The organism is Conexibacter woesei DSM 14684 (genome assembly GCF_000025265.1).
Classification (GTDB): Bacteria; Actinomycetota; Thermoleophilia; order Solirubrobacterales; family Solirubrobacteraceae; genus Conexibacter; species Conexibacter woesei.
This window is the reverse complement of the sequence record NC_013739.1, coordinates 2999143-3025546: the sequence shown is the minus strand read 5'-3', so window position 1 is coordinate 3025546 and position 26404 is coordinate 2999143. Positions and strand designations below refer to the sequence as shown.

Sequence of the window (26404 nt, the reverse complement as noted above, 5' to 3'; positions counted from 1 at the left end):
GACCGGTCGCGGCTGCTCCAACAGGACGACGGTCGCGGCGACCGTCGTGCCGTAGAGCGGAGGCAGGGCGGTGCGGTCGAGCGCGGCGAGGCGCGCCTGGCCGCCGACCGCTCCGGCGAGGACCGCCGCGACGGCGAGCGCGGCGACGCCCGCCCGGCCGGCCAGCGCGCCCGCGGCGATCGCGATCGCGACGACGGCGTCGGGTGAGAGCGGGACCGCGAGCAGCCCGGCGACGAGCGCCGCGAGCACGACGTGGCGCGGATGGGCGCGCAGGTCGTCGAGCCAGTCGGCGGCCGTTGCCACGGCATGCGCCCTCGCCGACGCAACCGCGGCGGACACGCGCGCCACCGCTCGGTCTCCACGTGCTCGCGCCGCGACGCCCGCCGCTCGCGCCCGAGCCGCCGGCCACGCTGCTCGCGACATCGACGCCGCCCGCCCTCACTGGCCCAGCTGCGCGCGGATCGCGGCCATCTTCGCCTCGCCGATCCCGGAGACTTCGTCCAGCTCGTCGATCGAGCGGAAACCGCCGTTCTGCTCGCGGTAGGCGACGATCTTCGCCGCGGTCGCCGGGCCGACGCCGTCGAGCTGCTCCAGCTCCTGGGCGGTCGCGGTGTTGATGTCGAGCGCGAGCGGCGCGGTGCCGGACGAGCCGGCGGCACCAGACGAGCCGGCCCCGCCGCCCGCAGACCCGCTCGCCGCGAACCCGCCGCCGCCCGTCTCCCCCTTGCGCGGCACGACGACCTCGCCGCCGTCCACCACCCGCGCCGCCAGGTTCACGCGCAGGCGGTCCGCCCGGCCGGTAACCCCGCCCGCGCGCCGAACCGCGTCGAGCACGCGCGAGCCGGCGGGCAGTCTGTAGACGCCTTGCCGGCGCACGGCTCCCTTGACGTCGACGACAAGCGTGCCTCCGGAGCCGGACACGCCGTTGCCGGGCGACCCGCCGGCCCCGCCGTCACCGAGCGGTGGCGCGGAGCCTGAGCCGTCGGCTGAGCCGAGCGCGCCCGAAGGAGGAGAAGAGCCGGCCGCCGCCGGGTCCTCCGCGCCCTCGCGCAGGAAGCGCGCGCCGATCAGCAGGACGGCGATCGCGAACGCGGCGTAGATCGCCAGCTGGGGCTTGGTCGGCTGCGGCATGGCCGGCCACGCTATGGCCGGCTGCCGCTACGTCTCTACGCGAGTTCGTGCCGCAATCGCGGCGGAAGCGCGCCGCTACCGCACGACGATGTTGACGAGCTTTCCCGGGACGACGATCACCTTGACGACGTCTCTGCCGTCAAGGTGGGCGAGCACGTTCGGCGCGGCGCGGGCCAGCTCCTCCAGCCGCTCCTTCGACGCGTCGCTCGGGGCGGTGATGCGGTCGCGCACCTTGCCGTTGACCTGCGCGACGAGCTGGAACGTGTCCGCCTCCAACAGCGCGGGGTCGGCGACCGGCCACGGCTCCTCCCACACGCGCCGGCCGGTCGTCAGCTCGTAGACCTCGCTGCCCACGTGCGGGGCGAACGGGAAGACGAGCGACGCGGCGGTCGCGCAGGCGAAGCGCAGCACCTCGGGCGAGGCGCTCTCGCGGTGGCGGTAGCACTCGTTCACCAACTCCATCACCGCCGAGATCGCGGTGTTGAAGGCGAAGCGGCCCGAGACGTCGTTGGTGACCTTCTCGATCGCCCAGTGCGCCTTGCGTGCGACGGCGACGTCGGCGGACAGCGAGCCGGCCGCCGGCGAGTCGCACGAGCCTGCCCCCAGCTCGTCGCCCAGGCGCCAGAGGCGCGCGAGGAAGCGGTGCACGCCCTCGACGCCCTCGTCGGACCAGTCGGCGTCCTGGTCGGGCGGGCCGATGAAGAGGATGTAGCAGCGGGCGGTGTCGGCGCCGTATCTGTCGACGTAGGTCGACGGGCTGATCACGTTGCCCTTCGACTTGGACATCTTCGCGCCGTCGCGGGTGATCATCCCCTGCGTGAAGAGCGCCTGGAACGGCTCGTCGCTCCCCAGCAGGCCCATGTCTGCGAACGCCTTCGTGAAGAAGCGCGCGTACAGCAGGTGGAGGATCGCGTGCTCGACCCCGCCGATGTACTGGTCGACCGGCATCCAGCGGTCGGCGACCGTGCGATCCCACGCGGCTTCGTCGTTGTTCGCGTCGGTGTAGCGCAGGAAGTACCAGGAGGAGTCGACGAACGTGTCCATCGTGTCCGTCTCGCGCCGTGCAGCGCCGCCGCATCTCGGGCAGGTGGTGTTGACCCACTCCTCGGCTGCCGCCAGCGGCGAGCGGCCTCTCGGCTTGTACTCGGTCACGTCCGGCAGCTCGACCGGCAGGTCCGCCGCCGGGACGGGGACGGCGCCGCAGTCGTCGCAGTAGACGATCGGGATCGGGCAGCCCCAGTAGCGCTGGCGCGAGACGAGCCAGTCACGCAGGCGGTAGTTGATCGAGCGCTGGCCCTTGCCGTCGCCGTGCAGCCACGCGACGATCTCCTCCAGCGCCGCACGGTTGGGCTTGCCGTCGAACTGCGGGGCGGAGTTAACGAGCACGCCGTCACCGGTGTACGGCAGCTCGTCCTCGACGCCGGGCTCGGAGGCGATCACGCGGCGGATCGGCAGGTCGTAGGCGGTCGCGAACGCGTGGTCGCGAGCGTCGTGGCCCGGGACCGCCATGATCGCGCCGGTGCCGTACTCCATCAGGACGTAGTCGGCGACGTACATCGGGATCTCTTCGCCGTTGACCGGGTTGCGCACGGTGCGGCCGAGCGCAACGCCCGTCTTCGCCTTGTCGCCGTCGCCGCGCTCCTCCTTCGACTCGGTGAGCGCGTGGTTGATGTAGTCGCGCACCGCCTGCTCGCGGTCCGTCCCCTCGACCAGCTTCAGCACGTCGGGGTGCTCCGGCGCCATCACGAAGAACGTCGCGCCGAAGAGCGTGTCCGGCCGGGTCGTGAAGACCTCGTAGTCGATCCCGACGTCGTCGTTGCGGAACGTCACCTCGGCGCCCTCGGAGCGGCCGATCCAGTTGCGCTGCATCGTCTTGACGTGCTCGGGCCACTGGATCGTGTCGAGGTCGGCGAGCAGCCGGTCCGCGTATCTGGTGATGGCGAAGAACCACTGCACGAGCTGCCTGACCTCGACCTCGAAGCCGCAGCGCTCGCAGTGCCCGTCGACGACCTGCTCGTTGGCGAGCACGGTCTGGTCGTTCGGGCACCAGTTGACGGCGGCTTCCTTGCGGTACGCGAGGCCGCGCTCATACAGCTGCAGGAAGAGCCACTGCGTCCATCTGTAGTAGCGCGGCTCGTGGGTGCCGAACTCGCGCGTCCAGTCGATCGAGATGCCCCACTCGCGGAACTGGCGCTGGAAGGAGGCGATCGACTCGGCGGTCGCGTCACGCGGGTGGACGCCCGTTCTGATCGCGTTGTTCTCCGCGGGCAGGCCGAACGCGTCGTACCCCATCGGGTGCAGGACGCGACGGCCGATGCGGCGGTTGAAGTGCGCGACCGCGTCGCCGAGCGCGTAGTTCTTCATGTGCCCCATGTGGGGCTCGCCGCTCGGATACGGCAGCATCTCCAGCACGTAGTACGGGGGGCGGCCGTCGTCCTCGTTGGAGACCTCCCAGGTGTGCTCGTCGGCCCACACCTGCTGCCACTTCGGCTCGATCGCCTTCGGCTCGTATCTCAGCTCGCGCAGTTCGGTCATCGGGCTGGGAAGGGTAACCGGTGCTCCGCGTCGCGCGTTCACGCGCGCGCGTGGAGATGCCCGTGGCGGCCTGCCGTTTACCATCACGGCGATGGCCGACGACTCCCCTTCCCCCTCGCATCCCCCGGCAGACGTCTCCGCCAACCGCGTCGCGACGATCATCTCCGCGGCCGAGGAGACGGCGGCAAGACTGCGCGCCGACGCCGAAGAGCGCATGCGCGAACGGATCGCCGAGGCCGACCGCGCCGCCGGCTTCCGCGTCACGGCAGCCGAGGAGGAGGCGGCCGAGATCATCGCCGAGGCGAGAAGGATCGCCGAGCGGCTGGTCGCCGAAGGTCGCGGCGAGGGTGCGCGCATGAAGACTTTGGCGAGCGCCGAGGCCGGCGAGATCAGAGCGAGAGCCGAGCACGAGGCGCGCGAGATCCGCAGGGAGGCCGAGACGTGGGCGGCCGAGAAGCGCGCCGACGCCGAACGCCGCGCGCGCGAGCAGGCGAGCGCGGCCCGCCAGGTCGCCGGCGACGTGCGGGCCGAGGGCCTTGAGCTGACCGAGAACCTGCGCGAGCTGGGCGGCTCGCTGCGCTCCAACGCCGAGCGTCTGATGCGCGACGTGTTGAAGGTCCACGGCCAGCTGTCGGCGCACATCGAGGCGATCGAGCCGGCTCCGTCGGCGGCTGCGGGCGCGGCGCGCTCGGGTCGCCGCGAGCGGGAGCGGGACGCTGTGGCGCGCGAGCGCGACGCGCGCGCCCCGCGCGACCCGTCGCCTCGCAACGGCACGCGGCGCAGCAGCGACGACCTCGACGTGCCCGAGTTCATTCCCCAGCGCTGAGGCGCCAGCCATGGCTCCCACGCGGCTCCCGCCATCTCGCGCGCGAGCACGGTACACTTGCGTCCTCCTGGGGCTATAGCTCAGCTGGGAGAGCGTCGCGCTGGCAGCGCGAAGGTCGTCGGTTCGAGCCCGACTAGCTCCACTTCACAAGTCGCCGCGCAAACCATTTGCGCGGCGACTTTGTATTTGGGGAGGATTTCCGCCCGGCTGTTGACCTGGAGATCCTCGATCAGCAGGCGCAGCAGCGCCTTCGTCTCCTCCGGTCTCGCGGCCCTCAGCGTCTTCTCCAGGTGCTCGGCGACAGCGCGGAGCTGTCTGGTATTCGGCGGCGCGGGCGCGTCGTCTCTCAGCTCGTGCGTCAGTTCGTCGTGTTGGTCGGTGAGCGTGTCGAGCTGGGATTGGAGCGCGGCGATGCGGCCGTCAAAGCGCTTGGCGTCGAGGTCGCCGGCCTCGAACGCTGCGTAGTACCGCTCGATCGCCCGCTCGGCTCTCTTGACCTCGGCGGCGATGCCGGCGCGGCGTTCCTCGATGCCGTCCCGCTCGGAGTCATCCTGCGCGCTCGCCTGCTCGATGGCCTGCTGGATGAGGGTTCCGGTGCGGTAGGTGTCGGCGAGTTGGCGCAGGACGGCATCCTCGAGCTTGTCCTTGGGCAGCCGGTCGCCGTCGCACGCTCTGCGGCCGAGCTTCTGCCGGCCCGAGCAGGCGTAGTAGTGGTACGTGCCGCCGTTGCCTCTCGCGCTCATGCCGACGTAGGCGCGGTGGCAGCGGCCGCAGTTGATGACGCCGGTGAGGAGGAAGTCGCTGCGCTCGCCGACGCGGCGGGCGCAGTCCTCGCCGCGCTGCTTGAGCAGCGCCCCGGCCCGCGCGAAGGTGTCTGTGTCGATGAGCGGTTCGTGGCGGCCGTCGAAGGTCTGCTCGCGCCAGTGGACGCGGCCGATGTAGGCCTCGTTGGCGAGGATCGTCAGCACCTTCGCCGGCAACCATCCTCTGCCCCGCGATGGGATGCCCTCGGTGGTGAGCTGCCGTGCGATCGACACCGATCCAAGGCGACCGGTGGTGTAGAGGGCGAAGATCCGTCTGACGATCGGCGCCTCCCGCTCGTCCGGCACGAGAGCTTTGTCTCTGGTGCGGGTGTAGCCGTAGGGGACGCGGCCGTTGGGCCAGTAGCCCTGCTTGGCGCGGCGCTCGATGCCGGCGGTGATGCGGTCGACGATCGTTGCGTGCTCGAACTCGGCGAAGACGCCGAGCATCTGCAACATCATCCGCCCCGCCGCCGACCCCGTATCGAACGGCTCCGTCGCCGACTTCAACACCACGCCGAGCCCGTCCAACTCCTCGGCGAGCTGCGCGAGCTGACGCACCTTCCGCGAGAGCCGGTCGACGCGGTAGACGAGCAGCAGATCCGCACCGCCCCGCCGCGCGAGGTTCAGCGCGGCTTGAAGCCCGGCCCGGTCGAGTCTCGTTCCGGTCGAGCGGTCTTCGTGGTGGGCGACGATCCGCCAGTCCTCCTGGACCGAACAGAACGCCTCAAGCCGCTCTCGCTGCGAGTGCAGCGAGGTCGGCTGGTTCTCCCCATCGGTCGAGATCCGCGTGTACACGACAACGCGCATCCGGCATCACCTCCGTGCGGTCAAGGGCGACAGCCGCGCCCAGAACTCCGGGTTGTCCTTGCGCCACCGCCGACCGAGGCAGTCAGCGAGCGGGACCGGGTCCTCGGTTTCGTCATGCGGCGGCAGATCGGCCAGCGCAACGAGGAACCGCCGTTCCTGATTGACCGGCCGCCAGATCCGACCCAGCGGACCGAAGTCGTCCAGCTCGCCGGTCGTCGTGACCAGCAGCGGCCAGTCCTTCCAGTGCTCCCGCACGCGGTCCCACTCCGACGGCTGATCAGCGTCCACGAGCGCGCGGTGCAGCGTCTCCACCCGTTGCTCGGACGGGACCACGAACAGCACGTTGGCGACCGGTCCGCCGCGCGCGTCCTGCGACGCCCGCCGATACCGATGCAGCTTCTCGCTCAACACCGACGCTGACTCGGTCCCACGGTCCCATTCCAGCAAGCACTCCACCCGCCCCTCCGCCGTCGAGAGCTGGAACCCGGCATCCGGGATCGGCTTCTCAGTCAGCCCGCCCGGAATCACTCTGGCGACCGCACGCGGACCATGCCACCGCGCCACACCAACACCAGGGGCCTTCAGCGTCGCCGCGACCAGCCCGGTCACGAACCCGTTGACACCGAGCCGGTGCGCGAGGTGCCGGTGCGCGCCCCAGTCGCTGCGGCGCTCCCAGTGCAGCGCCTTGCGGTCCACGTCGAGACATGCGGCGACGATGTGAGCGCCCGCGTCGTCCAGCAGCCAGTGCGCCTGCGGCTTGCCCCTCCCACGCGGAGCGGCCGGGTAGAACCGATCGACCACACGGTGGCGGTAGAGGAACAGCATCCGATCCTGCGCACGCCGCACCGACGAGAAGAACAACACCGCCATCTGATCGGTCCGCAACACTCGCTGCTCAAACAACGTCACCACGATCTCTCGATCACGGTCGGTCAGATGCGCTGCCAGCTCCCACACCTGCGCCTGCGTCACCCGCCCCGCACGCCCACGAAGAGGGGAAGACATCACGATCTCCTCCCTATTTCGGGTCTTGCAGCTCTGCCCGATCTCCTGCGACGACGGGCCGTCCGGCCACTCCGGCGTTGTCGGACGGCGCCGTCGAAAGCGCCGCCCATCTCGCCGCTCGAACCGCCGGCCAAACCGCGCCGCCGTCCGACCGGCGCCGTCGCGCCGGCCAGCACGCGCGCGAGCAGCGCGACGGCCTCGCGCTCCTGCGCTTCGCTCATCCGCGTCAGCCTCGGCTGACGCACCTCGATCTCTGATCTCTCCAAAGGGTGTCGCCGGCGAGACGCATCCCATCAACCAAACGTCCTCCCGACGGTCCCAGCGGTACAGATCCGCCGCCCGCACAGCTCGCCGTGTAAGCACTGTGTCAGCCATTCGTCAGCGCCCCTGCGGCCGTCCGGAGAGCCGCAGGATGGTCCGCGCGATCACCCCGACGCGCTGCTCAAGGCGCGTCAGCCGATCGGTCTGATCGAGGCGGGCTACGTGCTCGCGCGTCGCATCCCGAACCAGCTCCGCGCGATGCACGCCGAGCCGATCGGCGGTCGCGCACAGCCGCTCCCACAGGTCGGCGTCGAACCGCACCGTCGTCACATGCCGGCGCCCGCTCACGACGACTCGCCGATCGTGCGCTCGCACAGCGGCAACAGCTCGGCGACGCTGACTCCGAGCCCATCAGCGAGCGCCGTCAGGGTGTCGAGGATCGCCCGCTGTCTCCACTCCGCATCCGAGAGCCGCGCCGCGATCAGCCCATCGATCGCAGCCCGGATCGTCTCGGTCACCGACACCGCCTCGACCCGAGCGACCAACCCCAGCGCCGCCGCCTGCCGATCGGTCAGCCACAGCGTCAGCACGTGCGTCACGACCGCCGCACTCCCGACGCATCCTCAGCGACGTTGCGCTCATAGATCACGGCCAGCTCCGAGAGCGGCATGTCGAGCCCGACCGCGAGCTTGTCGATCGTCGGATTGATCTCGCCACGCTCGATCGCACCCACGTAGTTGTGATGCAACCCCGCCGCCCGACCGAGCCCCATCTGAGACAGCCCCCGCCGCGCCCGAACTTCCCGCACCGCCCGACCGAACCCACCGGGCCGCGCGACGTTTCGTCTGCGCGACATCACCAGCCGCCCGAGCGCTCGCCGTCCTCACGCTCAGCCAACCGCGCGAGCACGTCCCCGATCGCCTCGCACGCGTCCGCACACTCCTTCGTCGCCTCCTGCTCGGAACGATCGCCATCGACGTGAATCCGCACCCCATCCGCCGCGACCGCATTCAAATGCCGCAACGCCGCCGCCAACGCGGCCGGCTCCATCGTGACCGCGAACTCCTCACCCGGATCATCCTCGCCCCAACCGAGATCATCGAGCAACCGCATCCCCAGCCCGAAGCGCTGCCGCAGCCTCCGCGCCTCCTCCACATCCCCCTGCGACAACGCCGCGTAGATATCCCCGACACCGCTGAGATCCGCGACAACCGCCGCGTACAGCACATCACGATGCGCCCGTCTGAGCGTGATCAACATTGCGTCCGGCTCCTTTCGGTCCGAGCACCGAGAAGCACGCAGCAGAACACCACAGCCGCAGCAACCACGCCCGGGCCGGCCGACGGAAACGCGCCAGCAGAAGACCCGCACGGTCTACGGTGTGCGGTGCGCCGAAGCTCGTACCTTCGGTGCAACCGGTCCGGGCGGGCGTTGGCGCGCTCGTCCGGACCACTATTTCGCCAATCGAAGCGAAGACAAGATCAGACGAGGCGCCGAAGAGCAAGACAAGCTTCGGCCAAAGCGCATCGCTTTCGCGGCCAACGATCAAGGCATCGGTATGAGAAACCGTCCCGTTTGCCGGATATGCTCGCGATCCCGATGACGGCATCCACCCTCCAAATCGCAGTTCCGGCGGCAGCGACCGTGAGCGTCGCAGTGCTCTCGGCCTTGGTTGCTTACCTTGCCAACAAGCGCGAACGGCGGCGCGCGCTCTACGGCGAGGCCGTCAGAGCCGCGGTTGCATGGGAAGAGATGCTCTACCGCATTCGTCGGCGCGGTGAAGCTGGTGATCGAAAGCTGATCGATCGCTTTCACGAGCTTCAAGAACAGCAGACGTACTACCGAGCATGGATTGGTAGCGAGTCGAAGTACATGAAACGCAGCTACGACACACTCGTCTGCGAGATCAAGGCGGCGACGAGAACTCTGATCGCGGATGCTTGGCGAGATCCTCCTCGGGCTGATCCAAGATCGGCGCTGCCCGACGATGAATACCCGGCGATAGCGGGCTGCGTCGATAGTTTCCTCGGAGATGTCCGCTCCCATCTCTCGCCGTTCTTCTGGCGCAAGCTCGCCGTGACGCACCGGAACAGGAAGAGCCATGGCAGTTGACCTGTCAGCGAACTTCGAACAGTTTCTCCAGAACATTTCCCTGGGGGATCCTCAGGTCCCACGGATGAACAGTGCAGCCCGCACGGTTTCTGACTTCCTGCTCGCCAGCTATGACATTGCCCAAGGCAACGTCTTCCTCCAAGGCTCTTATGCAAACGGGACCGCGATTGAGCCGGTCCGTGGTGGTGAATACGACGTTGACTTGGTTGCCGTCTGTGTCGGCGGGAACACGACCGCCGACGACGCGTTGAGCGAACTGGAGAAGCGCTTTCGATCGGACGGGCGGTTCAGAGCGCGCGTGCGTCGTAAACAACCTTGCGTGCGTCTGGAATATGCAGAAGACAACGTCGGCGGCTTCCACGTCGATGTCGTCCCGGTCCGATACGCCAACCACGACGCACCGCTCGAGGCTCCCCGCCGAGGTGAGGGCTGGCACGAGACCGCACCGGCAGAGTACACGCGATGGTGTACAAGCCAAGGTGCCTACTTCTTGCGCACCGTCAAGATGCTCAAGCGATGGCGCGCCGAGCAGCAGTCTGTCCGAACTGCCGTCAAGTCCATTGTGTTGCAGGTCTTGGTGGCCCAATGCATGCCGAGCGTTGCGGACGACGCCGACCGCATCACTCAGACCTTTCGCAATCTGCACGCGCACCTCGCCGGTATGACGAGACCACCAGTGGTCTTGAATCCTGTTTTGCCGACCGAGAATCTTGCCGGGCGTTGGACGCAGGAGAGTTTCGCGTCTTTCGTCCGCGAACTTGACGAGGCGGTCCAGTGGGCCGACCAGGCGATGGCTGCCACCGACGTCATCGAGGCGACCGACATCTGGCGCGAACTGCTCGGCGATGACTTTCCAGCCCGAACGCCTACTTCGCTTGGTTTCCATGTCGGCGACTACAGCCACGCGCAGACGCCGAGCGATCGTGGATGGGCGGAACGCTCGGACGCGCGATACGCCGTGGAGATCACCGCGTCGACGCAACGAGGGAAGCGCGGACAGACCCGGCGGCCATATTCATCCGGTGGACCAGTCGTATTCGCTGGGCACAAGCTTCGCTTCAAGGCTGAGATATCAGCGCCTAACCATGTTGATGTCTGGTGGCAGGTGGCGAACACGGGTGCGCATGCCCGGAACGCTTCGGGCCTGCGCGGAGAGATCTTCAGAGCGCGGGACAGCCGACGAGGAACGAACAGCGACCAGACGGAGAACTGGGAGAACACGGCGTACACGGGAAGCCATCTGGTGCGCGCGCTGCTTGTGCGTAACAACGAGGTGGTCGCCACGAGCGCTTGGTTCGTCGTGAACATCTACGCAAGAGGCCGGCCTTTCCGTCCTTGAGATTGGACAGCCCCTCAAAGCAGACCGTGCCATCCCGACGAAATCTCGAACCGGCTTCATCGACGGTGGTCCGCGAAAGGCGGCGACTCCGCCGAGTCTTCAGCGCGAGTTCCAACTCCAGCCGGGCTCGCTATGACGGCTAATGCACTATTCCCTGACCGTCCACGCGACGATCCCTCCATCGCTGGTGAGGAACCAATCTGGCATTTTCTCGACCGCGTTCGAGACCCGGCGTTCGACCGAGTGCGCCGTCTGCTGAACGCATGGTTCGAGGAGTATCCACCGTCCCAACGAGAAGAGCTCCGGGCGCGGCTGTCGTCGGGCGACAATATCGAGTTCCATGCAGCCTGGTTCGAGTTGTACCTGCACGAGCTTCATCGACGGCTGGGCTTTGAGATCCTTCCTCACCCGAAGCTGCCCGGGGTGACCAAGCGACCTGACTTCCAACTCAAGAGCAACGGATGTCGGCTGCTGCTTGAGGCTACAGCCATCGGCGACAGCGAAGGCGAGGGCCGTGCAAGACGTATCGCGCGTATCGTCGCTGCTATCAATCGCACACGGGCCGACGATTTTTGGCTCTGGTTCGAGATCGAGCACGAAGGTGCGCAGCCACCTCGGATGCGCGACGTTCGCAAGCATCTGGAGCACTGGCTCGCCTCGCTCTGTTGGGAGGACATCCGAGCCGCACAGGACCGAACCTTCAATGGCGCCGCATGACCAAGCCGCGTGGAGCATGTCGGCGAATGGACCTTCTCCTTCCGAGCATGGCCCCGCCGGCCGGAGGATCGGTGTAAGCCCGGACCAGCAATTTCTGCCGGGCCGTCCGATAGCGCCACCTGGGATCACGCCGGCACGCTGTTGGCTCGGCTTGACGCGAAGGCCAGCAAATACGGAAGGCCGGATGTTCCTCTGATGATCGCGGTGCGGATGGACCGCATGGGCATCGACGATGACGACGTTCTGGCAGCGCTGCTCGGCCCATCGATCGGCATTCACACCGGCTCACAGCCGACAACCGCCGATTCCAACCGCCGTGGCAATGGCCTCTTCACGGCCGAGTCGGGCAGATTCCGTAAGCGCCACGTAGTTGGTGTCCTCTTCTTCGATGGAGAGCTGCGGCCATGGAGCATCGCGCGTTGTGCGCCGACGCTCTGGTTGCACCCCGAGCCCACGCGAGCGTTAGACATCGAACTGCCTTGGCGATGCATTGACCTCCAACAGGGACACTTCCCGATTACCCACGGCAGGTTTGATCCGACCTCTGTCTTTGACTTTCCCGATAGCGAACTCTTCGAGGATCTGACCAAATGGCCGGGTAAGCCATTCTCCTCTTCGAGCTGAATCTGCGCTCGTCGGTTGCTTAAGCGCGCTCAGCGTAGGAGCCTGCACGAGAACGCGGTTGTACGCCGTCGCGCTGCGATGCGATGCGCGGTCGGTGGGTCGCGCTGGACGGCGTCGAAGCACATTCAGGTGGCTCCCTTCGTGTCGGGAGGCGCCTCTCGACCGAACGGCGCTGGCTGTTCGAGGAGTTCGAGGCTTCTCAGAGAGAGGCCTACGGAAACGGGGTCATCGAGAACCCCACCTGGCCGCGCTTCAGGTTCGGTGCGTCGTCGCTGATCTCGGGTATCTCCCCGCGAGACGCGACGGCCACGGTCCACTTGTCCAGGGGCTCCACATACTCGTCGGGCACGGTCACGGTCACAGTGCGGCCGTCGATTGACGTGAGATCGTCGAGCCGCTCGGAGTAAGAGAAGTCGGCGTCGGACGCGACCGTGTGAGCGGTCGTGCCGGTCGTGCGCACTTCGACGATCCCGCCCTGCTCGCCCGGCTCGTCGAAGTAGTACAGGGCGTAGATCGACTTCCCTCTGGGCGGGCCGGCCGTGGTGATCGAGAGCCTGAGGCCGTCCCCGTCGCGCCGCAGCATCGCTCTGACGATGTCGAGATTCGTCCGCTCGGGATGGCGCTTGTAGTTGTCGTCCTGAACGTCCCCGGCACGATCGTGGATCGTCGATACAACGGACGCCGTCTCCGGAGCGGTCCGGCCGGGCGCCGTGTCTACGGCTGCTTCGGTGGCCGCGGGGACCGTGACCGTCGAGGTTGACGAGCCGCATCCCGTCAACGTCACCGCGACGAGCGACACCGCGAGCGAGATAGCGATGAGCGTCCTGTTCTGCATTGGACCGGAGTATCGCCGTCGACTCGTGCGGGCGCGGCAGTTCGCGCCGCAGAGCACGAGGCAGCGGGCTACGTTTCGCCCACGCCTCGCCGGCCTGGTCTGTCGGCAGCTCGATCGAGGTCGTTTCGAGGCAGTTGCCGGTCGGTCTGCCGTCGCAGGTACTCTCGACCGTGCTTGGTGATGTTGCTGAGCGCCGTGATCATCAAGCGTCGAGTCCGTCAGGCTTGACCCCGAACTCCGCGACGACCAACTCGCCGAGCGCGCCTGAGCTGACGAAACGATCACCTCCGAGATCGTCCGTCACGCACTGCGCCTTTACGCCACGCCGCCTGAATCGTCGCGCCCTCGGAGTCGCTACTTCGCCACCTCAGACGATCGAAATGGCGGCGCCGGACACCGCCATGCGGTTTGTACGCCGCCCGGTTCTCTCCATCGGAACGCAGCGCCCCTCGAAGCAAGGTTGTCCAAGAGGCGCTCTCGGTACAGCCTGGCTCTCGCAAACCACTACCGCGTCTCCCGAGAGCACCTCGGAGAGATCGACCTCAGTTGGTTGCCACTCGTGCAGACGTCACGATCCACCCGACAATCCACAGGGCGAGCCGCGGCAAGCGACGATGTCGAACCCGTCCACCTGGCTGACGCATCGAGGAGCAGCCTGCGCACCGAAGCCATCGGTGACTGCTAGCGAGCGGCGAGGCCGTCCAGTCGGAGGCGATCGCTCGGGTCGCTGTGCGTGCCGTCGCTGCCGACGTGCTTGTCGCTGATGCGGTCACCGTTTCTGATGACGTGCACGAGCGCCATGCCGTGGCCCCGGCCGAGCCCGAACTCCTCTCTCAGCCAGGCGAGGATCGGCCCGGCTCTGGCAACCGGCTGGGTCATGCCCTTCGCTTCCGCCAGCGCGACGAACTCGGCCGGCGTTTTGCCGGTCTTGAGCTCGATGTTGTCGAGATAGGACTGAAAAGACATCTGGCTGCTCCTTCAGGTGAGTGTCGGTGTCTGAGACCGAAGCCGCGCGGAAAACTCATCGCAGCCGCGGGCGCCGTGGCGACATCCGGGCCGAGAGCGACCTGCGGGTCGGCGTGGACCCCGTGATCCGCTCGACAGGTTGCGATGCTCGCCGGCGCCGCATCACACCACGGAGATAGCGCCCGTGGCGACAGCGACGCGGTTTGTACGCCGCGCGGCTCTCTCCATCGGAACGAAACCACCGCAAATGCGGGGGTTTCGTCGTGCCGAGGAGGGTGGGATTCCGGGTGCGGTGGGCTTTGGCGATCAGGATTGGGCCCCAAACGGGGCCCGCCCGCATCGCGCGGGCGGCCGCGCCGAGTCAGCTCCTCCCCATGGAGACGACGATCGCGGTTCCGGAGGAGATGTTGCGTCGCGTCTACGACGCGACGAGACGGCTTGGCGTCTCTCGCAGCGACTTCGCTCTGTGTCGCCTACCTTGGCCGCCGCTCGCTATGTGGCGACGACGAGCGCGTCGAGCGCGATCAGCCCGTGCGCGGTCACGCGCAGCGGGTTGACCTCGACCTCGGCGACGTCCGGGCGCTCCGCGATCCAGCGGCTCAGCGCTGCGATCGCCGCGCCCAGCGCGTGCACGTCGACCGCCGGCTGTCCACGGAAGCCGCCGAACAGCTGCGCGCTCGCCAGCTCGCCGAGCATCGCGGCCGCCTCGCCGACCGCGACCGGCGCGATGCGGACCGCGACGTCGTCCAGTGCCTCGGCGGCGACGCCGCCGGCGCCGAGCACGACGATCGGCCCGAACGCGGGATCGCGGACGGCGCCGAGCAGCAGCTCGGGCCCGGACGGCGCCATCTCCTCGACGAGCAGCCGCGCGTCCTGAAGGTCGTCGATCGCCGCGAGCGCGTCGACCGCGGCGTCCAGCTCCCGTGGGGTGGCGATCCCGAGTCGCAGCGCGCCGCGCTCGCTCTTGTGCCGCAGCTGCGGGTGGACGAGCTTCAGCGCGACCGGCGCGCGCAGCCGCGCGAGCGCAGCGTGCGCCTCGGCGCGATCGGCGCAGACGACGCCGGCCGGCACCGCGAGGCCGAGCGCCGCGACGAGCGCCTTGGCGGATGCCTCGTCCCAGGGGCCGGCGGCCGCGGTGGCGTCGAGCGGGTCGGCGGCCGGGGCGTCGAGCGGGGCAGCCGGGGCGCCGAGCGGGGCGGTGAGGGCGGCCGGCGCGCCGGTGGCCGCCGCGAGCGGGGCGGCGGGAGCAGCCGGCGGGGCAGCGGCGAGCGGACGCGCTGGGACGAGCGGCGCGGCGGCGGCGAGCGGGACGGCCGGCGCGCCGGTGGCTGCCGCGAGCGGTGCGGCTGCCGCGGCGTCGGCGGCGTCCCGCTCCCGTCGTCGCCAGGCGCGCGCTGCGTCCTGCACCAGCGCGGCGGCCGCGCGCGCGGCGCGCTCGGGGCTGGCGAACGTCGCGATCCCCGCGCCTGCGAGGCGGCGCGTCACGTCGGCGACCTGCGCGGGCGGGCCGCCGGTCGAGAAGACGACCGGCACGTCCGTCGCGCCGGACAGGTCCGCGACCGGGTCCAGCGCCCCGGGCTCGAGCAGCGCGTGCACGACGAGCGCATCGATCTCCTCCGCCCCGCCGACCGTCGCGACGACCTCGCGGAAGGACGGCCCCGGCCGCCCGGTGTCGACCGGGTTGCGCTGGTAGGTGATCGGGTCCAGCAGCTCCGCGAGCCGCGCGCGCGGCGCGGCGCCCAGCTCCGGCACGCGCACGCCCGCGACGGACAGCTCGTCGGCGAGCAGCAGCCCCGGACCGGCCTGGCCGGTGACGATGCCGAGGCCCGCGTGCTCGCGTGGCGCCAGCCGCCCGCAGAGCAGCGCGCGCGCCGCGTCGAGCAGCTCCTGCGTGCTCTGCACGACGACCGCACCGGCCTGCGCCAGCCCGGCATGCGCGACGCGGTAGCTGCCCGTCAGCGCGCCGGTGTGCGACTGCGCGAACGCGCCGACGTCGGCGCGGCCCGCCTTGAGCGCGATCACCGGCACGCGTGCGGTCAGCCGTTCGATCGCGGCGATCAGCCGCCGGCCGTCGCGCACGCCCTCCAGCGCGAGCACGACCGCTCCGGTCTCCGCGTCGTCGGCGAGCTGGTCGAGCACGTCGGGCACGTCCACGTCGGCGGCGTTGCCGAGCCCGATCGCGAGCCGCACGCCGATGCCCTCCGCCTGCGCCGCGAACGCGAGCTGGTGGTTGACGCCGCCGCTCTGCGCGACGATCGCGAGCGGACCGGGCGCGATCGCCGCGACGCCGGGGACGAACGTCGCGTGCAGCCGCGCCGCCGGGTCGAGGAAGCCCGACGTGTTCGGACCCAGCAGCCGGATCTCGGCCGAGCGGGCGACGTCGAGCAGCTCCGCCTGGAGCGCCGCGCCCTCCGCCCCGGCCTCCGCGAGCCCGCCGGCGTGGATCGCCGCCGCACCGACGCCGGCCTCAGCGCAGTCGCGCAGCGCGGCGAGCAGCGCCGCGGGCGGGACTGCCAGCAGCGCGAGGTCGACCGGCTCCCCGATCGCGCCGACGCTCGGGTGCGCCGGCCGTCCGGCCACCTCGCTCGCGCGCGGATGGACCGGGTGGACGGGCCCAGGGAACGGCGCGAGGCTGAGCAGCAGCTGGTGGCCGGCCTTCGCCGGCGACGGCGAGGCGCCGACGACGGCGACCGCCCGCGGTCGCAGCAGCGCGTCGAGAGCGCCCATCTCAGGAGCCCGCCGCAATGGTTGGGAGCGACGCGGTCGGGAGCGCCGCGGCGGCGGGCGGCGGTGCGGCGGCTGCGCGGGTGGGCGGCTCTGCGATGCGCCGCCCCGCGACGGGCTCCCAGCGCGGGGTGTCGAAGCGCGGGCGGCCGAGGCAGAGATCGGCGCGGCCGGCCAGCACCGCGGTCGCGGCCTCGTCAGTGCCGAGCGGATCGACGAGCGCGATCGGCACGCCCGGCGCTCCCGCCCGCAGCGCGTCGCACAGCAGCGCCTGCAGCGCGCGGCCGTCGTCGTCCGCGCGCGGCGCGAGCACCGCCGTGATCAACGATCGCTCTGCCGCCAGCGCGGCGACCTCCCCCACGCCCGCGACCTGCTCGTCCGCCGGCCCGGCCACGACCGGGAGCAGCAGCGGTCGCTGCGCCGGCCACTCGCCCGCCTCGACGGCGACCCGCGCGGCGGACAGCTCGCCGAGCGCGACGCGCGGCAGCGCGAGCACGTCGGCCTCGCACACGAGCGCCGCGTCGGGCGGCGCCGCGAGCGCCAGCAGCGCGCCCTGGCGCCGGACCGCGGCGGCGATCGTGTGCCAGTGCGCCGCGGACTCCGCCCCGCCGTCCGGCTCGGCGACCGGGACCGCCAGCACGACGCCCGCGCCGGCCGCCGCCGCGCCGGCCAGCAGCGCGAGGTCCTGCCCGCCGCACGGCGACAGCCGCGGCGCGGCGATGACCCGCGAGCGCAGCGTCACGTGGCCGCCGGCCACGCCGGCCGCGTGCGATCCGGCCGCCGCGCCGCCGCCGGCCGGCGTCGGCGGCACGGCCGCGCGCGCGGCGCCCGCCGCGCCACTGGCCGGGAGCGAGCCGGCCGCCACGCCCGAGCCGCCCTCAAGCAAGCCACCCGTCGCGCCGCCGGCCGCCGCGCCGCTGACAGGCAGCTCGAACGGCGCCGCCAGCGGGGCGTCGGGCTCCGCGACGTCCAGCCGGCCCGCGAACTCGCGCTCGACCCGCCGCACGAAGCGTGCGTCGCGGGCGCGCACCCGGTCGCGTGTGACGATCGGCGAGCGCGTCAGGAAGTGGAAGGCGAAGCGCTCGGGCACCTCGTCGGCGGCGACGTGGCGGAAGCGCTCCCACCAGCGCATGCTCGGGTCGGCGGCGCGCTGGATGTGCTCGACCTGCGGGCGCCGCACGCGCTCGTAGGCGGCGAGCGCCGTCGGCACGTCGTCGGCCTCGCCGAGCACGTCGACGAGCGCGATCGCGTCCTCCATCGCCATCTTCGTTCCGGAGCCGACCGAGAAGTGGGCGGTGTGCGCGGCGTCGCCGAGCAGGACCGTGTTCCCCTCGTGCCAGCGGCCGGTCCGCAGCGTCCCGAACGTCAGCCAGCGGGAGTTGTTCTCCAGCAGCCGGCCGCCGCCGAGCACGTCGGCGAACAGCCGCTCGCAGTACGCGAGCGAGCGCAGGTCGCTGGCGCCGAGCGGCAGCTCCCCCGCCTGGTCGAGGCCGGCACGCCGCCAGGTGCCCTCGTCGGTCTCGACGATGAACGTGCTGCGCTCGCCGTCGAACGGGTAGGCGTGGACGCCCCACCAGCCGTGCTCGTCCTCGGCGAACGCGAAGGTCAGCGCGTCGAACGGCGTCGTGGCGGCGAACCAGATGTACTTCGCCCGCCCCTGCTCGACGCGCGGCTCGAACACCTCGGCACGCGCGGTGCGGACGCCGCTGTTGACGCCGTCGGCGCCGAGCACGACGTCGGCGCCGGCGAGCAGCTCCGGCGTCGCCTCGGTCTCGAAGCGCAGCTCGGCGCCTGCGTCGGCGGCGTGCTGCTGGAGGATCGCCAGCAGCCGCGTGCGCGCGATCGCCGACATCCCGTGGCCGCCGCAGCGCAGCGTCTCGCCGCGGTGGCGGACCTCGATGTCGCGCCACGAGCTGGACGCGGCGTCGATCGCCGCGTGCACGGCCGGGTCGACGTCGCGCAGGCCGGCGAGCGTACGTGCCGAGAAGACGACGCCGAAGCCGAACGTCGCGTCGGGCGCGTTGCGCTCGAGGACCGTCACCTCGTGCTGCGGGAAGCGGCGGCGCACGAGCGCCGCGGCCAGCAGCCCGGCAGGGCCGCCGCCGATGCTGACGATCCGCAGCGGGCGGTCGCCGCGACTCATCGCGCCGCCTCCGCGCCGGCGCCGGCGTCGTCGCCCGCGCGCTCCCGCGCCAGCCGCGCGCGGATCGCCGTGCGCAGCGCCTGCTTGTCGACCTTGCCGACGTTCGTCAGCGGCAGCTCGCGCACGACCTCCAGCCGCTCCGGCAGCTTGAAGCTCGCGATCCGCCGCTCACGCAGGAACGCGACGAGCGCCGGCAGGTCGAGCGTATGCCCGTCCCGCACGACGACGTAGGCGCAGGTGCGCTCGCCGACCTCCTCGTCGGGCATCGCGACCGCCGCGCACGTCTCGACGGCGGCGTGGCCGAGGATCAGGTTCTCGATCTCCTCGGCGGAGATCTTCTCGCCGCCGCGGTTGATCAGGTCCTTCGCGCGGCCGGCGACGACGAGGTTGCCGGACGCGTGCCAGCGCACGACGTCGCCGGTGCGGTAGTAGCCGTCCGGCGTGAACGCGCGCGCGTTGTGCTCGGCCGCGCGGTAGTAGCCGCGCAGCGTGTAGGGGCCGCGCACGTGCAGCTCGCCCTCCTCGCCGTCCGCGACCGTCCTGCCGTCCGGGTCGACGATCCGCAGCTCGTCGCCGGGACAGAGCGGGCGCCCCTGCGTCTCGGCCAGGACCTCCTCGGGGTCGTCGAGGCGGGTGTAGTTGAGCAGCCCCTCCGCCATCCCGAAGACCTGCTGCAGCGTCGCGCCGAGCTGCAGTCGCACACGCCGCGCGACCTCCGCCGCGAGCCGCGCCCCGCCGACCTGGACGAGCCGCAGCGACCCGAGGTCGGCCCTCTCTCGCAGCGGTGACTCCAGCCAGCGCAGCAGCAGCGCCGGCACGAGCGCCGTCGCGGTCACGTGCTCGCGCTCGATCAGCGGGAGCGCCGCCGCGGGCGCGGCGTCCTCGGTCAGGACGACGCGCCCGCCGACCGCGAGCGCGCCGAGGATGCCGGGGCAGGCGAGCGGGAAGTTGTGGCTCGCCGGCAGCGCGACGAGGTAGACGGTCGACGCGTCGAAGCCGCACAGCTCGGCGCTCGCACGCGCGTTGTAGACGTAGTCGTCGTGCGTGCGGGGGATCAACTTCGGCAGCCCGGTCGTGCCGCCGGACAGCAGCAGCAGCGCGACATCGCCGGGCGCCGGCGCCGGGTCCGACGCGTCCGCCGCACGCCCCACAGCGGCGAGCGCCTCGAGGTCGACGGCGCCGTCGGCCGGCTCGTCGCACAGCAGCAGCCGCAGCGCGGGCGCATCGGCGCGCAGCCGGCCGGCCATCGCGACGTGGTCGAACGAGCGGTGGCGCCGCGGGCCGGCGTAGGCGACCGCGCCCGAGAGCGCGAGCAGATGGCCGATCTCGTGGTCGCGATGCGCCGGCAGCGCCATCACCGGCAGCGCGCCGATCCGCAGCAGCGCGAGCGTCAGCTCGACGAACGCGAGCCGGTTCGGCAGCTGCACGACGACGCGGTCGCCGCGCTCCAGGCCGTGGTCGCGGAGGCCGCCCGCGATCCCCAGCGCGCGCTGCTCCACCGCCGCGTAGGAGATCCGCCGCGGGCCGTCGACGACGGCGATCCGCTCCGGCGCGTGGCGCACCGCGTCCTCCAGCAGCTCCCAGCAGGTCGTCCCGCTCCACCAGCCCTCACGGCGGTAGCGCGCCGCCACGTCGGCCGGCCACGGCGTCAGCCCGTCGCCGCGCGGCTGCGCCGCGACCCGCGTCCCGGCGCTCATCGGCTCGCCGGCCCGCGGACCGGGCGGTCGAGCTCCGCGACGGTGCGGCCGTCGGGGCGGCGCAGGTCGAAGCGGTCGCGCGTGTAGGTCCAGCCGTCGCCGCCGAGGCGGCCGACGAGGTCGAGCACCTCCGGCAGCGGCGTCAGCCCGTCGAGCGCCGCGTCGGCGACGTGGATCCGCTCGACTCTCCCGATCACGAGCGAGTTCGACGGCTGCTCGGCCGGACCGAGGTCGACGATCTGCAGCACGCGACACTCGAACGACGCCGGCGAGATCGCGACGCGCTCCGGCCGCACGCACTCGCTCGGCAGTGCCTCGATCCCCTCGATCGTCCACTCGTCGACGTCCGGCGGCAGCTCGCCGCTGCAGCGGTTGGCCGTCTCGGCCAGCTCCGCGCTGACGAGGTTGACGACGAACTCGCCGGTCGCCCGCGCGTTCGCGAGCGAGTCCTTGTTGATCCCGCGCCGCGAGCCCGGCCCGATGCCGAGCACCGGCGAGGGGTGGAAGCAGAACGCGTTGAAGAACGAGAACGGCGCGAGGTTCCTCACGCCGTCCTCGCTGACCGTCGAGACCAACGCGATCGGCCGCGGGTAGACGAGCCCGCCGATCAGAGCGTTCAGCTGCGCGCGCTCCAGCTCCAGCGGATCGAGGATCACCGCGCGCTCCGGAACTCGTTGCGCAGCGTGCCGATCCCGTCGATCGACACCTCGACCACGTCGCCGTCGCCGAGGTAGCGTCTCGCCGCCTCCCCCACGCCGCCGGGCGTGCCGGTCGCGATCACGTCGCCGGGCGCCAGCTCGACGAGCCGGGAGAGGTCCGCGACGAGCGCGGGCACGTCGAAGACGAGGTCGCTCAACGGCGCGCGCTGGCACTCCTCGCCGTTGACGCGGGTGACCAGCTCGCGGTCGCCGAGCGGCTCCAGCTCGTCGGCCGTGACGATCACCGGGCCGATCGGCGTCGAGGCCTGCAGCGTCTTGCCCGCGAACCACTGCAGCGTGCGGCGCTGGAAGTCGCGCGCGGTCACGTCGTTCATCAGCGTCAGGCCGGCGACGTGGGACCACGCGTCGGCGGCCGCGACGTCGCGGCCCGCTCTGCCGATCACGACCGCCAGCTCGCCCTCGTAGTCGATCCGCTCGCTGACTGCCGGCAGCTCGATCGCCGCCGTCGGATCGGTCAACGCGCGCGGCAGCTTCGAGAAGAGCGTGGGCGCAGTCGGCAGCTCGCGGCCCATCTCGAGGATGTGGCTGCGGTAGTTGAGGCCGACGCAGACGATGGCGCCCGGCTCCAGGACCGGGCGCAGCAACCGCTGGGGCGCCGCGTCGTGCGCGCCGTCGGCCTGCTCGTGCGCGCGGCGCGCGGCGGCGAGCCCCGCCTCGCCGTCGCGCAGCAGCGCGCCGACGTCGGCGTACTCGCCGACCGTGGCAGCGCGGCCGTCGCGCACGACGACCGCACGCGAGCCGCCGTCGAGCGCCAGCGTCCCGAGCCGCACCTCACGCCTCCTGACGGTCGGCCGGGGCGGTCCGCAACAGGTCCAGCGACTCCAGCACGGGCTCGTCGGTGAAGCTGAAGAGGATCGCCTCCTCGTCGCCGGCCGCGTGCTCGTGCACCGCCCAGCCGGGAACCGCGAACGTGTCGCCCGGCCCCCACGTCAGCCGCGCGCCGTCGACGATCGTCGCGCCGTTGCCGCGGACGACGTGGTAGACGGCGGCCGAGGTGTGGCGGTGCGCGGCGCCGCGGAAGCCGGCCTTCAGCAGCTGCACCGCGCAGCCGAGCGTCGGCAGCACGTGACCGCCGTCGACCGGGTTGGTGTAGCGGAAGACGACGCCGTCGTGCGGGGTCCCGTCGGTGTCGGCGGCGGCGTCCCGCAGGACCCGCTCGGTGACCGTCCACGGGTAGTTGACGACCGGCGAGTAGCGGCGCTGCCAGTCGCCCTCCCACAGCGGCCGCAGGCGGCCCTGCGCCCAGTGGCGCGCGGAGGCGTCGTCGGGGCGCGTCAGCAGCTGCCGGTCCTCGCCCGGCGACTCGAAGAACGGCACGTCGAGCTTGTTCACGAGCGGGATGTCGAGCCCGTCGAGCCAGATCATCGGCCCGTCGCTCTCGTTGCCGTGGTCGTGCCAGGTCCAGTTCGGCGTCAGCACGAGGTCGCCTGGCCGCATCACCGACTTCTCACCGTCCACGGCGGTGTAGGCGCCGTCGCCCTCGACGATGAAGCGGATCGCCGCGGCCGCGTGGCGGTGCTTGGGCGCGACCTCGCCCGGCAGCACGAGCTGCAGCCCGGCGTAGAGGTTCGCCGTCGCCGCGGCGGCGCCGTCGAGCCCGGGGTTGAGCAGCATCAGCACGCGCCGGTCGGCCTCGGCCGCGGTGACGACGTCGCCGGACTCCAGCAGCAGCCGGCGGACCTCGTCGTAGCGCCAGACGCAGCCGACCGCCTCGCGGCCCGGCGCGGGCCGCATCAGCCCGCGCGCACGCCACAGCGGCTCCACGTGGAACGCGGGCAGCTTCGAGTAGAACACCTCTGGATCGACGGTCGGCGGGCTGGCCATGGAGACTCCTCCGGAAGACGCTTGAGAGGACGCACGCTACGGCGCCCTCCCCGCACCGGCGAACGCTTTCCTCACGGTGGAAACGCGCTCTCAGCCGAACAAGCGGTCGGTCGCGATCCGCGCGCCCTCGGCGAGGATCTCGAGCTTCTTCCAGACGACGTCCTCGGCGACCATCGTGTAGCCGGCGAAGGTGCTGAAGCCGCAGTCGGTGCACGCGATCACGCGCGTCGGATCGCCGATCGCCTCCGCGTAGCGGCAGATCCGGTCGGCGACGACCTCCGGGTGCTCCAGATAGTTGTAGGTGACGTCGATCACGCCGGGCGCGAGCACCACGCCGTCCGGCAGCGGGTAGCGCCCGAACAGCTTGTACTCGTGCTGGTGACGCGGATTGGCGCCGGCCATCGAGATCGCGCCGACGTTCGCGCGGTAGACGGTCTCCAGCAGCGGCTCGAGGTCGATGTCGTCGATGTGCGGCCCGTCCCAGTTGCCCCAGCAGACGTGCATCCGCACCCGCTCGCGCGGGATGTCCGCGAGCGCGTCGTTGAGCGCGGCGACGTGCCAGCCGATCCGCTCCAGGAACTCCTCCCACGGGCGGTCGCGGTAGAGCACGTTGCGCTCGAACGCGAGGTCGGGACAGTCGATCTGCAGCACGTGACCCTGCGCGGCGACGTACTCGTACTCCTGCTTCAGCTCGCGCGAGACGTCGGCGAGGTACTCGCGGTCGTCCGCGTAGGCGGGATTGCCCTCCGCGCGCAGCAGCGTCGTCGTGACGAGGCCGGGCGAGACCGCCGTCACGAACGTCTCCTCGAAGCCGGCGCCGCTCGCACGGCCGAGCGCCGCGGCGAACAGCTCCAGCTCCTCCCTGGCGACCGCCAGCTCGGGGTCGTAGACGACGCGGTCCTGCGCCTCGGGCACCGTGTAGAGCGTGCTCGATCTCAGCTCGTTGCCGGTCGGTCTCAGGCCTTTCAGCTCGGCGTAGCCGGGGAACTTCTCGAGGTCGGTCACGACGCCTCGCTGCGCGACGCCGCCGAACCCGGTCATGCGGTCCTTGACGTACTGCGAGAAGCCGATCCGCGGCATCTCGCCGTCGCCGCCGACGTCGACCCCCGCGGCCAGCTGGCGCGTGACGACGTGGTCGAGGTCGTCGGCCACCTGGCTGCGGAACAGCTCGCGGTCGACCTCCTCCCCGTTCTCGATCGCGACGAGCAGGTCCAGCAGCGCTCTGCTGCGCGGGAGGCTCCCGACGTGCGTCGTCAGGATGCGGGTGTCGCTGGTCTTCATCGGATCTCCTCGATCGCTCCCGTCAGACACCAGCAGATTCGCTGCTGCCGGCGGTCGCGGTCAACGCCATTCCATGATGAGGAACGAACGTCAGCCCTGCGTGAACCCGGCGCCGGTGAAGTCGACGATCTCGCTCGCGGAGACCTCGAAGCCGCCGACGTCGCTGCGCGACGCGACGGTCACGCCGGGGTTGCCGATGACCGCCAGCGGCAGCTGCTCGCTGACGATCTCCAGAGCGCGTGCGTAGAGCTGTCTGCGCTCCGCCTCGTCGCCGGACGCGGCGCGGGCCTGCTCCAGCAGTCTGTCGAGCTCCGGGTCCGACATGCCGACGAAGTTGAACCCGCCTCTGGTCGAGACGAACGGGCTGATGCTCGGATCGGGGTCGGGGAAGCCGGAGAAGCCGCCGAGCGCCAGGTCGAAGTCGCCGCCGATCAGCCGCTTGATGCAGCTCGCGACGTCGCACTGGTCGATCTCGACCTCGAACCCGCCCTCTCTCGCCATCGCCTGGATCGCCTGCGCCTCACGCAGCAGGTCCGGCGACGCCGAGACGTTCAGCTGGGCCTTGACCGGCGTCTCCACCCCGGCCTCCTCCAGCAGCTGTCGCGCCGCCTCGGGATCGGCGTTCGCCTCGCACGGGACGTCGGAGCGCAGCGAGCTGGTCGTCGAGATGATGCTGCACGAGACGTCCGCGCCGGCGTCGTGGCCGAGCGACAGCAGCGCCTCGCGGTCGAGCGTGCGCTCGAACGCTCTGCGCACGGCGGCCGATCTGCCGAGCGCGCTGTCGCGCGGCGCCAGCGGCTTGCCCATGCCGGCGGAGTTGCCGACGTTGAAGTAGACGCCGTGCCAGCCCGCGCCGGGAACCTCCGCGACGCGCAGCGCGTCGTCGCCCGCAAGCCCTTCCGCGTCGGCCGGGTCCAGCGCGACGTCGATCGTGCCGGAGCGCAGGCTCGTGCTGCGCGCGTCCTCGTCCGGCATGATCTTGAAGACCAGCTCGTCGAGCTTGACGCGGTCGGCGTCGTAGTACCCGGGCGCGCGTCTGAGCGTGATCGCGTCGCCGGCTCTGCGGCTGACGAACTCGAACGGCCCGACGCAGACCGGGTCGTCGCCGAATCTGTCGCCCAGCTTCTCCAGCTGCGCGGGCGAGGCGATCATGCCGCCGGGGCCGGCGAGGTCGGAGATCAGCGGCGCGTACGGCGCCGCCAGCTTCAGCACGATCGTGTCTGCCGACGGCGTCAGCACCTGCTCCAGCGGGATGCCCTGGAACAGCACCGACGTTCTGTGGTTGCGCAGCAGCGACGTCTTTACCGCTTCGGCGTCGAACGGCGTGCCGTCGTTGAACCTGACGCCTCTGCGCAGCCTGATCGTGACCGTCTTGCCGCCGTCCCGGAGGACCGGCTCGCCGACGGCGAGCTGCGGTTTCGTCGCGCCGCCGTCGAGCGCGTAGAGGCCCTCGCAGATCGGCACCAGCGCCTGCCAGCTCTGCCCCGACTGCGCTCTCGCTGGGTCGAGGTAGTCGGGCTCGGCCGTCAGCGCGGCGGTCAGCGTGCCGCCGCTTCTGAGCGCGCCTGTCGCGGCGGCGCCTCCGCCTCCGCCCTTGCTCGCGCTCGTGTCCGTCGTCGACGACGAGTCGCTGTCACCGCCGCAGCCGGCGATCGCGAACGCGCAGAGCGCGCCGACGATCGCCGCCGCAGGTGCAGACTTGCCGATCAGCATGTGACCTCCACAGACGTTGGAAAGTGCTCCCTCGGCGCGCAGCTTGGAGTCGCGCTGCACCCGCGTCCATGGGCCGTTCCGCGAGCCGGAACCCGACGCGCCGCATTCTGGAGAGCAGAACGACGCCGAGCAGCTGCGCGGCGCGGACCGCCTCCGGCTCGAGGGGCGTCTGTTCGCTCATCTCGCAGCGCAAGCTAGCCATGCGCCGTGCCGCCGCAACGGCCGCTTCCGCACGGCGGAACCGGGCGCTCGCGCGCGGCGGTTCCGCTCCCCGAAACTGCCCTGGACCGGCGCTGCGCCGCCACCGATCATCACGGAGCACGTCGAACCACAGGAGGATGC

22 protein-coding genes, 1 tRNA gene and 1 pseudogene are annotated in these 26404 nt (G+C 71.2%); 6 read left to right on the top strand and 18 right to left on the bottom strand.

Annotated elements, in window-relative coordinates; all coding sequences use genetic code 11:
* Positions 1–438: 438 nt before the first annotated feature.
* A complete protein-coding gene (locus CWOE_RS14125; protein ID WP_012934300.1) occupies positions 439–1131 on the bottom strand; it encodes a helix-hairpin-helix domain-containing protein in 693 nt (230 codons plus the stop codon).
* Between the two features lie 75 nt (positions 1132–1206).
* Positions 1207–3666, bottom strand: a complete 2460-nt coding sequence (leuS, locus tag CWOE_RS14120) for a leucine--tRNA ligase (RefSeq protein WP_012934299.1) — start codon at positions 3664–3666, stop codon at positions 1207–1209.
* A gap of 91 nt (positions 3667–3757) precedes the next feature.
* Here leuS and CWOE_RS14115 point away from each other — a divergent pair, with 91 nt between their 5' ends.
* Positions 3758–4492 carry a hypothetical protein gene (locus CWOE_RS14115; RefSeq protein ID WP_012934298.1) on the top strand — a complete coding sequence of 245 codons (735 nt, stop codon included), beginning with the start codon at positions 3758–3760 and terminating at the stop codon, positions 4490–4492.
* 69 nt (positions 4493–4561) lie between these two features.
* Positions 4562–4634: transfer RNA gene (locus CWOE_RS14110), tRNA-Ala, on the top strand.
* Positions 4635–5115: 481 nt separating this feature from the next.
* Here CWOE_RS14110 and CWOE_RS34470 read toward each other — a convergent pair.
* From CWOE_RS34470 to CWOE_RS14080, 6 genes and pseudogenes are all read right to left on the bottom strand, one after another.
* Positions 5116–6102: pseudogene (locus CWOE_RS34470) on the bottom strand (recombinase family protein); the annotation flags it as partial.
* A gap of 6 nt (positions 6103–6108) precedes the next feature.
* Positions 6109–7107, bottom strand: a complete 999-nt coding sequence (locus CWOE_RS30700; protein WP_012934296.1) for a replication-relaxation family protein — start codon at positions 7105–7107, stop codon at positions 6109–6111.
* 378 nt (positions 7108–7485) lie between these two features.
* On the bottom strand, positions 7486–7716 hold the full coding sequence (locus CWOE_RS14090) for a ribbon-helix-helix domain-containing protein (protein ID WP_148261015.1): 231 nt from the start codon (positions 7714–7716) through the stop codon (positions 7486–7488).
* Positions 7713–7967 carry a hypothetical protein gene (locus tag CWOE_RS14085; RefSeq protein WP_012934295.1) on the bottom strand — a complete coding sequence of 85 codons (255 nt, stop codon included), beginning with the start codon at positions 7965–7967 and terminating at the stop codon, positions 7713–7715. The genes CWOE_RS14090 and CWOE_RS14085 overlap by 4 nt, the downstream gene beginning before the upstream one ends.
* Positions 7964–8224 (bottom strand): helix-turn-helix domain-containing protein, encoded by a 261-nt coding sequence (locus CWOE_RS32055; RefSeq protein ID WP_081425361.1) that lies wholly within the window; start codon positions 8222–8224, stop codon positions 7964–7966. Before CWOE_RS32055 ends, CWOE_RS14085 begins: the two co-directional genes overlap by 4 nt.
* Positions 8224–8628 carry a hypothetical protein gene (locus CWOE_RS14080; RefSeq protein WP_012934293.1) on the bottom strand — a complete coding sequence of 135 codons (405 nt, stop codon included), beginning with the start codon at positions 8626–8628 and terminating at the stop codon, positions 8224–8226. Before CWOE_RS14080 ends, CWOE_RS32055 begins: the two co-directional genes overlap by 1 nt.
* A gap of 339 nt (positions 8629–8967) precedes the next feature.
* Between CWOE_RS14080 and CWOE_RS32810 the strand changes: the two genes are divergently transcribed.
* The 4 genes from CWOE_RS32810 to CWOE_RS14070 all read left to right on the top strand — a co-directional run bounded on the left by CWOE_RS32810 (position 8968) and on the right by CWOE_RS14070 (position 12160).
* A complete protein-coding gene (locus CWOE_RS32810) occupies positions 8968–9480 on the top strand; it encodes a hypothetical protein (RefSeq protein ID WP_148261014.1) in 513 nt (170 codons plus the stop codon).
* Positions 9470–10819, top strand: a complete 1350-nt coding sequence (locus CWOE_RS32050) for a nucleotidyltransferase (protein WP_012934292.1) — start codon at positions 9470–9472, stop codon at positions 10817–10819. Before CWOE_RS32810 ends, CWOE_RS32050 begins: the two co-directional genes overlap by 11 nt.
* 132 nt (positions 10820–10951) lie before the next feature.
* Positions 10952–11536 carry a hypothetical protein gene (locus tag CWOE_RS32805; RefSeq protein WP_148261013.1) on the top strand — a complete coding sequence of 195 codons (585 nt, stop codon included), beginning with the start codon at positions 10952–10954 and terminating at the stop codon, positions 11534–11536.
* Between the two features lie 195 nt (positions 11537–11731).
* Entirely contained in the window at positions 11732–12160 is a 429-nt protein-coding gene (locus CWOE_RS14070) for a hypothetical protein (protein ID WP_041730498.1), read from the top strand.
* A 211-nt stretch (positions 12161–12371) separates the two neighbouring features.
* Here CWOE_RS14070 and CWOE_RS14065 read toward each other — a convergent pair whose 3' ends face one another.
* The 10 genes from CWOE_RS14065 to CWOE_RS14020 all read right to left on the bottom strand — a co-directional run bounded on the left by CWOE_RS14065 (position 12372) and on the right by CWOE_RS14020 (position 26062).
* A complete protein-coding gene (locus CWOE_RS14065; RefSeq protein ID WP_012934290.1) occupies positions 12372–12995 on the bottom strand; it encodes a hypothetical protein in 624 nt (207 codons plus the stop codon).
* Positions 12996–13676: 681 nt separating this feature from the next.
* Positions 13677–13961 (bottom strand): DUF4287 domain-containing protein, encoded by a 285-nt coding sequence (locus CWOE_RS14060; protein ID WP_012934289.1) that lies wholly within the window; start codon positions 13959–13961, stop codon positions 13677–13679.
* Between the two features lie 492 nt (positions 13962–14453).
* The gene (locus CWOE_RS14055) at positions 14454–16688 is read right to left on the bottom strand and encodes an acetate--CoA ligase family protein (RefSeq protein WP_012934288.1); all 2235 of its coding nucleotides are present in this window, start codon (positions 16686–16688) and stop codon (positions 14454–14456) included.
* Between the two features lies 1 nt (position 16689).
* The gene (locus CWOE_RS30695) at positions 16690–18828 is read right to left on the bottom strand and encodes an FAD-dependent monooxygenase (protein ID WP_012934287.1); all 2139 of its coding nucleotides are present in this window, start codon (positions 18826–18828) and stop codon (positions 16690–16692) included.
* Positions 18825–20525, bottom strand: coding sequence for a (2,3-dihydroxybenzoyl)adenylate synthase (locus CWOE_RS14045; protein ID WP_012934286.1), 1701 nt, complete (start codon positions 20523–20525; stop codon positions 18825–18827). The genes CWOE_RS30695 and CWOE_RS14045 overlap by 4 nt, the downstream gene beginning before the upstream one ends.
* The gene (locus CWOE_RS14040) at positions 20522–21181 is read right to left on the bottom strand and encodes a flavin reductase family protein (RefSeq protein ID WP_012934285.1); all 660 of its coding nucleotides are present in this window, start codon (positions 21179–21181) and stop codon (positions 20522–20524) included. Before CWOE_RS14040 ends, CWOE_RS14045 begins: the two co-directional genes overlap by 4 nt.
* A complete protein-coding gene (locus CWOE_RS14035) occupies positions 21178–22014 on the bottom strand; it encodes a fumarylacetoacetate hydrolase family protein (RefSeq protein WP_012934284.1) in 837 nt (278 codons plus the stop codon). Before CWOE_RS14035 ends, CWOE_RS14040 begins: the two co-directional genes overlap by 4 nt.
* 1 nt (position 22015) lies before the next feature.
* Positions 22016–23068: a cupin domain-containing protein gene (locus CWOE_RS14030; RefSeq protein ID WP_012934283.1), complete on the bottom strand. Its 1053-nt coding sequence runs from the start codon at positions 23066–23068 to the stop codon at positions 22016–22018.
* A 90-nt stretch (positions 23069–23158) separates the two neighbouring features.
* Positions 23159–24349, bottom strand: coding sequence for a cobalamin-independent methionine synthase II family protein (locus CWOE_RS14025; RefSeq protein WP_012934282.1), 1191 nt, complete (start codon positions 24347–24349; stop codon positions 23159–23161).
* Positions 24350–24439: 90 nt separating this feature from the next.
* Positions 24440–26062: an ABC transporter substrate-binding protein gene (locus tag CWOE_RS14020; RefSeq protein WP_012934281.1), complete on the bottom strand. Its 1623-nt coding sequence runs from the start codon at positions 26060–26062 to the stop codon at positions 24440–24442.
* Between the last annotated feature and the right edge of the window lie 342 nt (positions 26063–26404).